This is a genomic window from Mycobacterium sp. E3198 (genome assembly GCF_001667015.1).
Taxonomy (GTDB): domain Bacteria; phylum Actinomycetota; class Actinomycetes; order Mycobacteriales; family Mycobacteriaceae; genus Mycobacterium.
The window spans coordinates 1-12,508 of record NZ_LZIS01000034.1 but is presented as its reverse complement, the minus strand read 5'-3'; the positions used below and the strand labels follow the sequence as shown (position 1 = coordinate 12,508).

At 69.5% G+C, this 12,508-nt stretch carries 13 protein-coding genes and 2 pseudogenes; 6 read left to right on the top strand and 9 right to left on the bottom strand.

Features of this window, described 5'->3' with window-relative positions:
• Positions 1 to 354 (bottom strand): PPOX class F420-dependent oxidoreductase (locus tag A5673_RS04760; protein ID WP_068227654.1); only part of this gene is annotated, 354 nt, incomplete at its 3' end.
• Positions 355 to 387: 33 nt separating this feature from the next.
• Here A5673_RS04760 and A5673_RS04755 point away from each other — a divergent pair.
• Positions 388 to 903, top strand: coding sequence for a DUF1697 domain-containing protein (locus tag A5673_RS04755; RefSeq protein WP_068227651.1), 516 nt, complete (start codon positions 388 to 390; stop codon positions 901 to 903).
• A gap of 11 nt (positions 904 to 914) precedes the next feature.
• On the opposite strand, the gene A5673_RS04750 is transcribed toward A5673_RS04755, so the two are convergent.
• Positions 915 to 1,280 (bottom strand): GntR family transcriptional regulator, encoded by a 366-nt coding sequence (locus tag A5673_RS04750; RefSeq protein WP_067012596.1) that lies wholly within the window; start codon positions 1,278 to 1,280, stop codon positions 915 to 917.
• Between the two features lie 37 nt (positions 1,281 to 1,317).
• Between A5673_RS04750 and A5673_RS04745 the strand changes: the two genes are divergently transcribed.
• Both A5673_RS04745 and A5673_RS04740 read left to right on the top strand, forming a co-directional pair.
• Positions 1,318 to 2,031, top strand: a complete 714-nt coding sequence (locus tag A5673_RS04745; protein WP_068227649.1) for an NAD-dependent deacylase — start codon at positions 1,318 to 1,320, stop codon at positions 2,029 to 2,031.
• Positions 2,032 to 2,137: 106 nt separating this feature from the next.
• A pseudogene (locus A5673_RS04740) lies at positions 2,138 to 3,021 on the top strand (DUF559 domain-containing protein).
• 22 nt (positions 3,022 to 3,043) lie between these two features.
• Here the strand turns inward: A5673_RS04740 and A5673_RS04735 are convergent.
• From A5673_RS04735 to A5673_RS04725, 3 genes are read right to left on the bottom strand one after another with little or no spacing between them, the layout of a single operon-like run.
• Positions 3,044 to 3,685 (bottom strand): class I SAM-dependent methyltransferase, encoded by a 642-nt coding sequence (locus A5673_RS04735; RefSeq protein ID WP_068227646.1) that lies wholly within the window; start codon positions 3,683 to 3,685, stop codon positions 3,044 to 3,046.
• Positions 3,682 to 4,380 (bottom strand): TetR/AcrR family transcriptional regulator, encoded by a 699-nt coding sequence (locus tag A5673_RS04730; protein ID WP_068227643.1) that lies wholly within the window; start codon positions 4,378 to 4,380, stop codon positions 3,682 to 3,684. Before A5673_RS04730 ends, A5673_RS04735 begins: the two co-directional genes overlap by 4 nt.
• Position 4,381: 1 nt before the next feature.
• Positions 4,382 to 6,706 (bottom strand): MMPL family transporter, encoded by a 2,325-nt coding sequence (locus tag A5673_RS04725; protein WP_068227640.1) that lies wholly within the window; start codon positions 6,704 to 6,706, stop codon positions 4,382 to 4,384.
• A gap of 297 nt (positions 6,707 to 7,003) precedes the next feature.
• Here A5673_RS04725 and A5673_RS30315 point away from each other — a divergent pair, with 297 nt between their 5' ends.
• A complete protein-coding gene (locus tag A5673_RS30315) occupies positions 7,004 to 7,135 on the top strand; it encodes a hypothetical protein (protein WP_255361745.1) in 132 nt (43 codons plus the stop codon).
• A 135-nt stretch (positions 7,136 to 7,270) separates the two neighbouring features.
• On the opposite strand, the gene A5673_RS04720 is transcribed toward A5673_RS30315, so the two are convergent.
• Both A5673_RS04720 and A5673_RS04715 read right to left on the bottom strand, forming a co-directional pair.
• Entirely contained in the window at positions 7,271 to 8,023 is a 753-nt protein-coding gene (locus tag A5673_RS04720) for a 3-hydroxyacyl-CoA dehydrogenase (protein WP_068227636.1), read from the bottom strand.
• A gap of 42 nt (positions 8,024 to 8,065) precedes the next feature.
• Entirely contained in the window at positions 8,066 to 9,148 is a 1,083-nt protein-coding gene (locus A5673_RS04715; protein ID WP_068227631.1) for a CaiB/BaiF CoA-transferase family protein, read from the bottom strand.
• A 145-nt stretch (positions 9,149 to 9,293) separates the two neighbouring features.
• Between A5673_RS04715 and A5673_RS04710 the strand changes: the two genes are divergently transcribed.
• Together A5673_RS04710 and A5673_RS04705 are read left to right on the top strand one after the other, a co-directional pair.
• Positions 9,294 to 10,106, top strand: coding sequence for an enoyl-CoA hydratase (locus A5673_RS04710; protein WP_068227628.1), 813 nt, complete (start codon positions 9,294 to 9,296; stop codon positions 10,104 to 10,106).
• A gap of 75 nt (positions 10,107 to 10,181) precedes the next feature.
• Positions 10,182 to 11,549 carry an NAD(P)H-binding protein gene (locus A5673_RS04705; RefSeq protein WP_068227626.1) on the top strand — a complete coding sequence of 456 codons (1,368 nt, stop codon included), beginning with the start codon at positions 10,182 to 10,184 and terminating at the stop codon, positions 11,547 to 11,549.
• Here the strand turns inward: A5673_RS04705 and A5673_RS04700 are convergent.
• Both A5673_RS04700 and A5673_RS29445 read right to left on the bottom strand, forming a co-directional pair.
• On the bottom strand, positions 11,512 to 12,234 hold the full coding sequence (locus A5673_RS04700; protein ID WP_068227623.1) for a CPBP family intramembrane glutamic endopeptidase: 723 nt from the start codon (positions 12,232 to 12,234) through the stop codon (positions 11,512 to 11,514). The two genes, A5673_RS04705 and A5673_RS04700, sit on opposite strands and share 38 nt — an antisense overlap.
• Positions 12,231 to 12,508: pseudogene (locus tag A5673_RS29445) on the bottom strand (NAD-dependent epimerase); the annotation flags it as partial. The gene A5673_RS04700 and the pseudogene A5673_RS29445, both read right to left, overlap by 4 nt.

Genomic DNA, 12,508 nt, shown 5'->3' with positions numbered 1-12,508 from the left:
GTCCCAGTCCGGGTGCTCACCGGCGATGTTGCGATACAAGGCAATCAACGCCTCGACGGTGTCATCGTCGGGGGCGGCCGCCGGGGGTGTCAGTTCCGCGGTGCCCTCGGCGACCGCATACGACCATCCGTCGTCGGCGTCGACCAGGATCGAGGCCCGCGGGTCGCGGCGCAGGTTGCGGGTCTTGGCCCGCGGCTCGGTGATGGACACGCGGACCACCATCTCCCGCGGGTCGAAGTGGTAGCTCACGTTCGACAGCTGGGGCCGCCCGTCGCGCTTGATGGTGGCCAGCACCCCGAGGGAGTTCCCGCTGATCACGGCCAACAGTTTGTCGTCGAAGACTTGGCGTCCCATGGCAGAAAGCCTACGTCGTGGTGAAATCGGGGCATGACCAAATACGCGGCGTTCCTGCGCGGCGTCAACGTCGGCGGCGTCAACCTCAAGATGGCCGAGGTCGCAAGCGCGCTGACCGACGCCGGATTCGCCCATGTCCGCACGGTCTTGGCCAGCGGCAACGTGCTGCTGGAAGCGTCGGCCACCGCAGCGTCGGTGCGCAAGAAAGCCGAAGCCACGCTGCGCGACAGGTTCGGCTACGACGCGTGGGTGCTGGTGTACGACCTCGAGGCGGTGCGTGCCGTCGTCGATGCCTACCCGTTCGAGCGCGAGGTCGACGGGTATCAGTCGTACGTCACCTTCGTCGCCGATCCCGCCGTGCTGGACGAGCTCGCGGCCCTGGGTGCCGGCCCCGACGAGCGGATCGCCCGGGGTGACGGCGTCGTCTATTGGCAGGTTCCCAAAGGCAGCACGCTGGACAGCACCATCGGCAAGACGATGGGCAAGGCGCGCTATAAATCCTCGACGACGACCCGCAACCTACGCACCCTGGCCAAGGTGTTGCGCTGACACCGGCGCGCTCAGTCGTCCGGCACGTTGGTCAAATACCGCATCGCGTCGGACTTGGTCAGGCCCAACGCCTTGGCCACCTCCACGTACTCCTTGGCGGCCGCGGCCATCGCGGCGTCGGTCGGATCGAAGCGGGAGATGAAAGTGCCGAAGCGCCCGCGCGTTTCGACGATCGCCGCCGACTCGAGCTCCCGATAGGCGCGGGCCACCGTGTTTGCCGCGACGCCCAGCTGACCCGCCAGGTCACGCACCGTCGGGAGGCGCGACCCGGGTGGCAGCGCGCCGGCCCGAACCCCGTCGATGACCTGGGTTCTGAGCTGGTCGAACAGCGGTTTGCCCGCCTTCACATCGACCTTCAGCCAATCCCGCAGCTCCACGTCTTCAGTATGTCCCAACCACGACTATGTTTGTGGGATGCGAGTAACTGTGCTCAGCGGCGCGGGGATCTCCGCGGAAAGCGGAGTGCCGACCTTCCGGGACGACAAGAACGGACTGTGGGCCCGCTTCGATCCCTACGAGCTGTCCAGCACGCAAGGGTGGCACAAGAACCCCGAACGGGTCTGGGGCTGGTACCTGTGGCGCCACTACCTGGTCGCCGACGTCGAACCCAACGCAGGGCACCGCGCGATCGCCGCCTGGCAAGACCACGCCGAGGTCACCGTCGTCACCCAAAACGTCGACGATCTGCACGAGCGCGCGGGTAGCACCGTGGTGCACCACCTGCACGGGAGTCTCTTCGAATTCCGTTGCGACCGTTGCGATATGGACTACACCGGGCCGCTTCCCCGGATGGCCGAGCCGGCGCTGGAGGTCGAACCCCCGGTGTGCCACTGCGGTGGCCTCATCCGGCCCGACATCGTGTGGTTCGGTGAGGCGCTGCCCGATGAGCCTTGGCAGCGCGCCGTCGAGGCGACGCAGTCCGCCGACGTGATGGTCGTGGTGGGGACCTCGGCGATCGTCTACCCGGCGGCCGGCCTGCCGGACCTGGCGCTGTCGCGCGGCAGCGTCGTCGTCGAGGTCAATCCCGAGCCGACACCGCTGACCCGGAGCGCCACGATCAGCATCCGCGAGGGTGCCAGCCAGGCGCTGCCCGAGCTGTTGCAGCGGTTGCCGGCGCTGCTGAAGTAGCTCGCCTTCACCGAGCCTGCGCACAGATCGCGATTCGTCCACATTTTTGCGCGCTGAGCGCAGTTTCGGCGCGCCTGCCGTCGGCGGGGACGGCGAGTGTGCGGCCATGACAACTGACGAACCGTTTATCGGCAGCGAGGCGGTGAAAGCCGGGATCCTGCGAAAACATCAGCTGCGGTCACAATTCCGCGCGGTGTTCCCCGATGTCTACGTGCGGCGCGATCAATGGCTGACATTGCGCGACCGCGCGATTGCGGCGTGGCTGTGGTCGCGCCGGGAAGGCGTGCTCGCGGGATGACCGCGGCCGCGTGGCACGGCTCGAAGTGGGTGGACGAGGACCTGCCCGTCGAGTTGGTGTGGTCGAACGCGCGCCCGCCGCAGGGCATGAAGACCTATGACTACAGCCTTGTTCCGGAGGACGTCCGGGTGGTAGCGGGCATTCCCGTCACGACGCCGGAACGCACCGCTTTCGATATCGGCCGACGCCGCCCGATCGGCATGGCGATCGCACGCTTGGACGCCCTGACGCGGGCGACGGGCACGAAGGTAGACGAGGTCCTCGCAATTGCGGACCGGCATCGCGGGGCGCGGGGACTCAGACAGCTGGAAGTGGCGCTGGATCTCGTCGACCCGGGCTCAGCGTCGCCGAAAGAGACGTGGCTGCGCCTGCTGTTGATCCGCGCAGGCCTGCCGCGGCCGACGACCCAGATCCCGGTGATGGCGGGGGCGCAGCGGTATTACCTCGATATGGGATGGGAGCACCTCATGGTGGCCGTCGAGTATGACGGGGAGCAACATCGCCTCGACCCCGCGCAGTACGCATGGGACATTCGTCGCAGGGAGGCATTGGACCGGCTCGGCTGGATCGTCATCCGGGTGATCGCGTCCGATCGCCGCGCCGACGTCGTCGAGCGAGTTCGCGACGCATGGGAGTTCAGGGCGACCGAGACTGCGCACAGATCGGGATTTGCCCGCCAAGGCACGCGCTGAGCGCAGTCTCGGCGAGAACGGGTTACGGCCGCCGCGCCCGGCCCAGCGCCAGTTCCGACACCGGCAACGGCGCCCACACCGGCAACGTCCACTCCCGCCGCGACGTGTCGATCTGGAACCCCGCGTCGATGATGGCGCGTTCGGTGTCGCGGTGCGTGTGGCAGTTACCGAACAGCCTGGGCCACAACGTCGCATCGGCGAACCGCTGCACGCGCCCGCGCCCGCCGGCGCTGGCGACATGCTCGAGAAAACGCAGCTCCCCGCCCGGCCGCAGCAACGAATGAATCCGCCGCAGCACGCCTGCGGGGTCGCGCACCGAGCACAGGACCAGCGAGCACACCACGACGTCAAACGGCTCGGAGTCGCTGAACGCCTCCGCGGTCTGCCCGACGACCTCGACCGGCACGGGCGCCACGGCGGCCGCGGCGCGGGCGTGGACGGCCAGCCGGGGCTCCGGCTCGACCGCGATCACCTTCTCGACCGAAGACGGATAGTTCGCGAAGTTCGTCCCGGCGCCCGCCCCGATCTCCAGCACGCGGCCCGACAGGCCGGCCACGTTCTCGCGGCGCAGGGCCCGCACCGCCGGCGCCTCGTGGGCGGCGACGACGGGCCAAACGCGCGCGAAGAACGGATGGTCGATCGTGGACTCCGCTACCTGCGTCATATCCGAGTGCCTTCCTGGGGGCGATGCGTGGCGACCCATGCCGCCAACCTTTGAGGTGTGGCGTCCCGACCGCAGTACCCCATCACCAGTTGCCCGCAGAATACAGACGACAGCACGCGGTCGGCGAATGCCTCGGCATCGCCGAACGGCAAGTGGGGCTTGGCGATCAGCATGGCCGCCACCCCGTGCAGCGCGCTCCACAGCTCCAGGGCGACGGTGGTCGGGTCGCCGGGGCGGTAGGTACCGTCGTCCATCAGCCTGCGCACGGTGGCGCGGATGTGCTTGAACGCCGAGCCGTTCAGCGTCGCATCGACGCTGCTTCCCGAGCGCCACTCGCCCATCGTGGCGATCCGGTACAACGCCGGGGTCGCGACCGCGAACCGGATGTAGGCCAGCCCCTGGGCGCGCAGCACCTCGACCTGCGAGGTGTGCTCGCCGGCCAGCCGCCGCATTTCGGGGTCCAGCTTTTCGAAGTAGCGCGCGCACACCGCGTCCAGCAGCGCGTCCTTGTCGGCGAAATGCAGATAGATCGAGGGCGGCGTGATGCCGACGCGCTGGGCCACCGAACGAATCGACACCGACCGGGCGTGCCCCGTTTCCAACAGCAAATCAGTGGCCGCCGACAAGATCTCGTCGCGAAGCCGCTCGCCGGAACCGCGCGGAGCCCTGGCCCGACGCAGGCCCTCGACCGACACGTCAACCAATGTTGGTCACCGATTCCCGGACCGGACGCCCGTTGTGCTGCACCGCCCCCGGGGCCGGCTCGGTGTGCACGCGTATCTCGGACGGCGCCTCGCTGATCCCGAACCGCTCGTGCAGCCACACCAAAGGCTTTGGCGCCCACCAGTTCCAGCGGCCCATCACATGCATGAACGCCGGCACCAGAACCATCCGCACCAGGGTGGCGTCCGCGAACACGGCCAGGGTCAGCCCCAGGCCGAACATCCGCATGAACGACACGTGCGCGGCGATCAGCGCGGCGAACGACATGGACATCACCAACGCCGCCGCGGTGATCACCCGACCGGTGCGGGCGACGCCGTGCGCCACCGCCTCGTCGTTGGCGGCGTGCGCCTCTTTCGCGGTCGGGTTGTCGGGTCGGTACTCCAGCCAGTACTCCCGGATGCGGGAGATCAGGAACACCTCGTAGTCCATCGACAGCCCGAAGGCGATGCAGAACAGCAGGACCGGCATGTTGGCCACCAGCGTCCCGCTCGGGGTCGTCCCCAGCGCGCCGAGATGGCCGTCCTGGAAAATCCACACCAGCGCGCCGAAGGCCGCGCTCAGCGACAGCACGTTGCACATCAGCGCCTTCAGCGGCAGCACCACGCTGCCGGTGAGCAGGAACAGCAGGACGAACGTCACCGCGGCCATGAGCCCCAGCACCAGCGGCAGCCGATCGGTGACCGCGTCGACGCTGTCCCGGTTGACCTGCGCAACCCCGCCCATTTCCACCGAGCGACCGTCCGGGCCGCGCACTTGGTGCAACCGCGTGAGCTGGATGTCATTGGCCTGCGTGAAGAGGGGCGCCGTGCTGCTCACGGTCAAAAACGCGCTGCCGTCGGCCAGTCCGGTGGCCGCGGCCGGCGGCCCCACCTTGTTTCCGCCCACGAAGGTCCCGCCGGGCGCCGACACGCCCGATACGTCGGGGACCCGCGACAGGTCGGCGGCGTAGGTGTCCAATGCTGCCGGGCTCAATCCGCGGACGTCGTTGACGACGACGGGAACGGCGGTCGCGGAGTCGTGCGCGAAATCGTTGCGCAGTTCGTCGCCGACCTGATGCGAAGACGCCGAACGCGGCAGCACCCGGTCGTCAGGGAAACCCCACTTGACCGAGAAGAACGGCAGCCCGAGCAGCAGCAGCAGCGCCATGACGGCCAGGCCGATCGGCGCCCAGCGGCGCATCACGAACTTGCTGGACCGGTACCAGAACCACTCCTCGACCGGCCGGTGCAGCGGATCGGGCCGGCGCAGCGCGTGGCGGATCAGGCGGCGCACGTCGAACGAGTTCAGCCGGGGACCCAACAGCACGATGGCGGCCGGGGTCACCACGATCGACGCGACGGCGACGAACGCGACCGTGGCCACGCCCGCGTAGGCGAACGACTTCAGGAAGTACATCGGGAACGCGACCGTCGCCAACATCGACAACGCGACGGTGACCGCGGAGAACAGCACCGTGCGCCCCGAGGTGGCCATGGTCCGGATCAGCGCCTCGTGGGGGTCGCTGCCCTCGGCCAACTCGTCCCGGTAGCGGCTGACGATGAGCAGCGTGTAGTCGATGGCCAGCGCCAGGCCCAGGGCGGTGCTCAGGTTCAGCGCGAAGATCGACACCTCGGTGGTGAAGGTGATGAGCCGCAACACCGTCATCGAGCCGACGACGGCCAGCGCCCCGAGGGCCATCGGCAGCGCCGCCGCCAGTAGCCCGCCGAACACCCAGATCAGCACGAGGAAGCTCAGCGGGAGCGCGATCATCTCCATGACCACCAGGTCGTCCTGGTTCTGCTTGTTGATCTGGGCGTACTGCATCGCCGGGCCGCCGGCGCGGACGGTGACGCCGTCGCGGTCGTGGACGAATTGGTCCGCCAGGGTTTGCGCGTTGCTCTGCGCGAAGTTTTCGCCGCCCTTGAGGTTGATCACGATCAGCCCCGACTTACCGTCCTTGCTGACCAGGTCTGCGGCGGCCTGCGGGGGCGCGGTCCAGGCCGAGGTCACGTTGTACACCAGCGGCGACCCCTGGACGTCGCGGGCGAGGTCGGTGCCCACCCTGCGCGCCTGCTCGCTGTTGGCGCCGGCGGGAGACGTCACCATGATCAGCATCTGCTGACCGCTCTGGCCGAACTTGTTGGTCAGGACGTCGATGGCGTGGGCCGATTCGGAGTTCGGGTCTTGAAAACCCCCGGGGGACAGGCTCTTGGCCACGGGTATGCCGAAGACGGCAGCGCCGATGAAGACCAGGACCGCGATCGCAATGATTCTTCGTGGGGCCGCTATGGCCAGTCGAGCGATCGCTTGCAGCATGTTCCCCGGTCCTCCCGCCCCCGTGCCGGCCACGCTGGACCGCCCCTATCGGCGGTAACTTATCAGCGATAACTGACAGGTGTAAAACAACCTTACCCATTAGTACGGTTCTGCGCGGCGGGTTGGTTCAAACCCGGACCGTCCTGAGGGCCGGGCCAGAAAGTAGGGCCGCATCTCAGCCGCTCAGGGGGCGCAGAGGCGCCCTTACCCGCCGGAAACCTACCCGCCGGTAAATTGCCATCATTTTCCGAATCGTGACTCAAAGAATCCTTAGAGGCGGCCCATACGCTCAGTGTCATGTGGATCGACGACTCAAGCGCAGACGTCATCAAGGCTGACTTCGACGCCCTCTACCACGGCGACATGCTGGTGGAAGGCGAGACCTCGGAGCAGCTCGAAGACTGGCACCCGCTGCAGACGGCGAGCTGACCGTCATGAGCGTATTAGCGCGGCTCCTCATGGCCGAACCCGCCGTCAGTCGATGGTTCCGTCGATAGCCACTGGTCTTGCTTACGAACGAAAGCCCCCCGCTCACCGCGGGGGGCTTTCGTTTGCCTGTCTGGCTTAGCGGGGGGCCATGCGGATGGCGCCGTCGAGCCGGATGACCTCGCCGTTGAGCATCGGGTTCTCGACGATGTGCACGGCGAGCGCGCCGTACTCGTCGGGATCGCCGAGCCGGGCCGGGTGCGGCACCTGCTTGCCCAGCGACTTCTGCGCCTCCTCGGGCAGCGAACCGAGCAGCGGCGTCTTGAAGAGCCCGGGGGCGATGGTCACCACGCGAATCAGTTCGCGCGACAGGTCGCGCGCGATCGGTAGCGTCATGCCGACCACCCCGCCCTTGGACGCCGAGTAGGCGGCCTGGCCGATCTGGCCGTCGAACGCGGCCACCGAGGCGGTGTTGATGATGACGCCGCGCTCCTCGCCGAGGGGTTCGGTCTTGGCGATGCGCTCGGCGGCCAGCCGCAGCACGTTGAACGTGCCGATCAGGTTGACGCTGACCACCTTTTTGAAGCCGTCCAGCGGGAACGGGCCGTCCTTGGACAGAGTCTTGATCGCGTTGCCGATGCCCGCGCAGTTGACGTTGATGCGCAGCGGACCCATCGACTCCGCGGTGTCGAGGGCCTTGGCGACAGCGGCCTCGTCCGTGACGTCGGCCTGCGCGAAACGCGCCCGGTCGCCGAGCTCGCGGACCGCCTCCTCACCGCGGAGGTCGATCACCACCACCTGGGCACCCCGGTCGAGCAGGCGCTTGGTGGTGGCCAGGCCCAGGCCCGAGGCTCCCCCGGTGACGACGGCGACGGCGTCCTTGATCTCCATGCGTGTCCTTCCCTCTCGTCCAGCCAACCAGTTGGTTGGGGACTATACCCATCCCTTGAGCACGGCTTCGACGTCGGTCGCCGGCGCCGCGGGGCGCGGCGTGTCCGGCGCGGTGCGGGAGAACCGGGGCGCAGGCAACGGCTGCAGCGCGCCGTTGACCTCGTAGAAGGTGTTGCGCTCGGTGATGTGCGGCTCGGTCTGCACCTCGCCGAAGGCCAGCACCGGCGTCACGCAGGCGTCGGAGTCGGCGAACACCTTGGCCCAGTGGTCGCGGTCGTGGCCGGCGAACTTCTCGGTCAGGATCGCCCGCAGCTCGGGCCAGCGGGTGACGTCGTTCTGCGGCGGCAGGTCGGCGCCGTCGAGGCCCAGCCCGGCCAGCATGGCCGCATAGAACTGGGGCTCGATGGCGCCGACGGCGACGTAGCGGCCGTCGGCGCACTCGTAGGTGTCGTAGTAGGGCGCGCCGCCGTCGAGCATGTTGGTGCCGCGCACGTCGGTCCACATCCCCGACGCGCGCATCTGCCACATCATCTGGATCAGCACGCTGGAGCCGTCGACCATCGCGGCGTCGACGACCTGGCCCTTGCCGGAGCTCTGCCGCTCCCACAGCGCGGACAGGATGCCGACGAGCAGGAACATCGAGCCGCCCCCGAAGTCGCCGACCAGGTTCAGCGGCGGCACCGGCCGCTCGTTCACCCGGCCGATGGCGTGCAGGATCCCGTTCAGCGAGATGTAGTTGATGTCGTGGCCCGCCTGCTGGCTGCGCGGGCCCGTCTGGCCCCAGCCGGTCATCCGGGCGTAGACCAGCCGGTCGTTGACCTTCGCGCAGTCGTCGGGGCCCAGGCCGAGCCGCTCGGTGACGCCGGGGCGGTAGCCCTCGATCAAGACGTCGGCCTTCGCGACGAGCTGGAGCACGCGTTCGCGGCCCTCGTCGGACTTGAGGTCGGCGGTCACGATGCGGCGGTTGCGGCTCATGGCGTCCTTGACGACACCGCTCGAACTGCCGGACGGCCGGTCGATGCGCACCACGTCGGCGCCCAGATCGCCCAGGATCATGGCGGCATGTGGGCCCGGCCCGATGCCGGCCAGCTCGACTACGCGCAGTCCTTGCAGCGGTCCCGCCATGATGTTGCCCCTTCGTCCGCTTTGACGTCGTTGGCATCTTCTCAGCCGCGCTCGACGGGCGCGCAGCCCGGTCACCGGTGGTGATCGCGAACGCGGCGAAGCCGGGTGAAGCGGGTCGCCACGAGGGGGCCGTAGTCTGAGGCGCATGCCGGATTCTGGAATCGCCACGCTTGCACCGGTCGCTGGTCTCGACGTCACGCTGACGAACGGCGCGCTGTCGGTGACCATCGACCGCCCCGACAGCTTGAACTCCCTGACGGTCCCGGTGATCACCGGCATCGCCGACGCGCTGGAACGCGCGGCCACCGACCCCGCGGTCCGCGTGGTCCGGATTAGCGGCGCGGGCCGCGGCTTCTGCTCGGGGGCGGGCATCAGCGCCGACGACATGGCCGGCAGCGGCGGCGTCCCGCCCGACGAGATCGTGCTCGAGATCAACCGGCTGATACGGGCCATCGCCGCGGTGCCGCACCCGGTGGTCGCGGTGGTTCAGGGCCCGGCGGCCGGCGTGGGCGTTTCGCTCGCCCTGGCCTGTGATGTCGTATTGGCTTCGGACAAAGCGTTTTTCATGCTCGCCTTCACCAAGATCGGGTTGATGCCCGACGGCGGCGCGTCGGCGTTGATCGCGGCCGCGGTCGGCCGGATCCGGGCGATGCAGATGGCGCTGCTGCCCGAGCGGTTGCCCGCCGCCGAGGCCCTGTCCTGGGGGCTGGTCAGCGCAGTCTATCCGGCCGACGAGTTCGAGGCCGAGGTGGACAAGGTGATCGCACGGCTGCTGGCGGGTCCGGCGGTGGCCTTCGCCAAGACCAAACAGGCGATCAACGCGGCCACGCTCACCGAGTTGAACGCCGCCCTGGACCGCGAATACGAGGGGCAGTCGCGGCTGCTGGTGTCACACGACTTCAAGGAGGGCACAACGGCTTTCCAGGAGCGCCGCGCCCCCAACTTCACCGACGACTGACAGGCTTACTCCTCCCCAGAACCGGCAATCCTTCCCCGCGTTGGGTCCGAATAACCTGCGAGGAACGGAGGGTCGATGGTGCGCTGCCTGGTCACCGGGGCGACCGGCTACATCGGTGCCCGGTTGGTGCCCCGACTGCTCGACGAGGGCCACGATGTTCGCGCCCTGGCGCGCAACCCGGACAAGCTGGCCGACGTGCCGTGGCGGGAACGGGCGCAGGTGGCGCGCGGCGACCTCGGCGACGTCGAGTCGCTGACCGCGGCGTTCGACGGGATCGACGTCGTCTACTACCTGGTCCACTCGATGGGCGGCGCCAAGGACTTCGCCGCCGAGGAAGACCGCGCGGTGCGCAACGTGGTGACCGCCGCCCGCCGCACCGGGGTGCGGCGGATTGTGTACCTGAGCGGGCTGCATCCCGAGGGCCGCAAGCTGTCCGCGCACCTGGAGTCGCGCGCGGCCGTCGGCGAGGCCCTCATCGACTCCGGCATCGAGACGCTGGTGTTGCAGGCCGGGGTGGTCGTCGGGTCGGGTTCCGCGTCGTTCGAGCTGATCCGCCACCTCACCGACCGGTTGCCCCTGATGACGACGCCGAAGTGGGTGCACAACAAGATCCAGCCGATCGCGGTGCGCGACGTGCTGCACTACCTCGTCGCCGCGGCGACGGCACCGGTGCCGCAGTCCCGGACGTGGGACATCGGCGGGCCCGACGTCCTCGAGTACGGCGACATGATGCGCGTCTACGCGGAGGTCGCGGGGCTGGGGAGGCGCTATCTGGTGGTGCTGCCGTTCCTGACCCCGACGATCGCCAGCCTCTGGATCGGTGCCGTCACCCCGATCCCGCCCGGGCTGGCGCGCCCGCTGATCGAATCGCTGGAATGCGATGCGGTGATGCGCAATTCGGACATCGACGGCATCATCGAGCCGCCGGCCGGCGGCCTGACGGGCTACCGCCGCGCCGTCGAGCTCGCGCTCGACCGCGCGACGCGCGGCCTGACCGACGCCACCTGGGCCTCGCTGGGTTCGGATCCCGCCGAGCCGCTGCCCAGCGACCCGCGCTGGGCCGGCGAGATCATCCACTCCGACGTGCGCACCGCCGAGACCGCCGCCGAACCCGGCGCGGTGTGGCGGGCGGCCGAGGCCGCGGTCGCCCGAAGCCGCCTGTTCAAGGGATGGGCCGTCGAGGAGCGCGAACCCGGCGGCGCGCTACGGCTGACCTCGGGGCCGAGCTCGGTGGGCCAGGCGTGGCTGGAGATCGGCGTCGCGCCGCGGGACGGCGGCGGCGCCCGCTACACGCAGCGGGCGACCTTTGTGCCGTGCGGCCTGCCGGGGCGGCTGTCCTGGATTGCGTTGCGGCCCTTGCGCACCGCCGCGCTGAGCGCCCTGGCGCGCGACGCCACGCGAGGCGTCAGACGCCGAACAGCGGGGGCAGTGCGAGCACCATGATCAGGCCCCACACGAAGTGGGTCAGCACCGGCGCCAGCACCCCGCCGCTGGCCCGGCGTTCCAGCGCGCACACCGTCCCGAGGATCACCGCGGCGAACCCCAGCATCGGGTTGCCGCTGGCCAGCGTGGCGCAGGTATATAGGACGGTCGAGATGAGCACCGGGTGGTACCGCCCGAGCGCCGTGTAGAGCGCGCCGCGGAAGAAGACCTCCTCCGCGATGCCGTTGATGAGCGTGATCGCCACGATCACCGGATACCAACCATGGTGGGCGTACAGCAGCACCCGGGTGATCAGCTCCGCCACCGGCGTTATCTCCCGGGCGATCAGTCCACCCACGAGGAAGACACCGCCGAGCAGCAGCCCGACGGTCGTGCCGGTGATGACGGGTCGCTGGTTGCGGCCGCGCCAGCAGATGCCCCCCAGGTGCAGCGGGCCCGAGAGGAACCCGCCGGCGATCCACACCGCCGCCAGCAGCAGCGTCAGCCAGTAGAAGCTGGACTCGCCCGGGTGGCGGCGCAGCGAGAACCCGAGGACCGCGGCGCCGATCGCCAGCGTGACGGCGACGACGACCCGCCGGCGGCGCACCACGCCGGGCGGTTCGTTGTGCGGCACAGCGACATTGGTGATCGCGCGGCGCAACTCGGAGGCGACGCCGGTGCGGTACGGGGCGGTCGACTGGCTCACGCCGGACGAACCTTCGCGTTCACGACGGACAGGATGTCCAGCCAGGTGCGCAGCGCCCCGGCCAGCGGGCCGGGGACGCTGTTGACCAGCCGCAGCGTGGGCCGGGCGACGCGCGGGGTGATCGCGCGGGCGAGCCGGCGGATGCGCAGCGCGTCGCCGCCGGCCCAGGCGGGATCGCTGTCGGCCAGCTGATGGGGATCGGTCAGCGGGCTGCGCGACCGCGTGCCCGACCCGCCCGGGGGGCTGTCGGCGACGAGGACGCCGTCGCCCTGGC